Origin of the sequence: Hymenobacter terricola, from assembly GCF_017921975.2 — a bacterium.
Classification (GTDB): Bacteria; Bacteroidota; Bacteroidia; order Cytophagales; family Hymenobacteraceae; genus Hymenobacter; species Hymenobacter terricola.
In genome coordinates this window covers 1-905 of record NZ_JAGEMO020000212.1, presented here as the reverse complement: position 1 = coordinate 905, position 905 = coordinate 1, and the positions used below count along the sequence as shown (strand labels likewise).

At 61.2% G+C, this 905-nt stretch carries 1 protein-coding gene; it reads right to left on the bottom strand.

All coding sequences use genetic code 11. From position 1 onward, the window contains the following. Nucleotides 1-11 precede the first annotated feature (11 nt). On the bottom strand, nucleotides 12-809 hold the full coding sequence (locus J4G38_RS28280) for an IS5 family transposase (protein ID WP_210522264.1): 798 nt from the start codon (nucleotides 807-809) through the stop codon (nucleotides 12-14). Nucleotides 810-905: the final 96 nt, after the last annotated feature.

Below are 905 nucleotides of genomic sequence, written 5' to 3'. Positions count from 1 at the left end.
CCTAGAGCCTGTTATGCACTATTGGTGTGCCTAGCGAGCATGATACAGGTAAAGACGACAAAGTGGAGTTGCTGCAAGGTGCTGCTGAGCCGCTCATAGTCGCGGGCCAATCGGCGGAACCGGCTGAGCCAAGCGAAGCTCCGTTCGACGACCCAGCGCCGGGGCAGGAGCACAAAACCAGTTTGGCCTTCCGGTTTTTTAATCACCTGCAAGTCAATCTCGTGCACCGCCGCAGCGTATTCGGCTTCTTCGCCCGTGTAGCCCTGGTCCACGAAGCCGACCTGCACGCTTTGGCCGGTCACGGCCTGCACCCGTTCGCACAATTGGCCCACCTGGTCGCGCTCCTGCGCGTTGGCCGGGGTGATGACCACACTCAGCAACTGCCCGAGCGTGTCGACGGCGATGTGGGCCTTGCTGCCTTTGCGCCGCTTGCCACCGTCGTAGCCGGCCCGGTGCCCGCTCTCAGGCGTGCTTTGCAGCACCCGCCCGTCGAGGATGACGGCGCTGGGTGTGGCGGGTCGGTCCAGCAACAAACGCTGTAACTCGTTTAAATCATGCACGATATCTTCAAAAATGCGGGCATCCCGCCAGCGGGTCCATTGCTGGTAAACGGCCGCCCACGGGGGCAAGTCGTTCGGCAGGTAGCGCCACTGGCAACCGGTGTGACCCAGGTAGCGCAACGCGTTAAACAGGGCCCGCAACGGATGCCGCCGCTGGGGCGCATCTTCTCGCAGCAGGGCCAAATACGGGGCCACAAACGCCCATTCATCATCCTTCACATCACTTGGGTAGCGGCGCGGCGCGGTCATGCCCCTAATTTACGAACCAGTGCATAACAGGCTCTAGTCGGGGTAACGTTTGAAAATTGGTAGGCCCAGAGCGATAATGCAGCGAGGCTACGAATG

Bases quoted from the DNA above. Each gene is read 5' to 3' on its own strand.
- J4G38_RS28280 (WP_210522264.1), bottom strand. From the start codon at position 809: ATGACCGCGCCGCGCCGCTACCCAAGTGATGTGAAGGATGATGAATGG.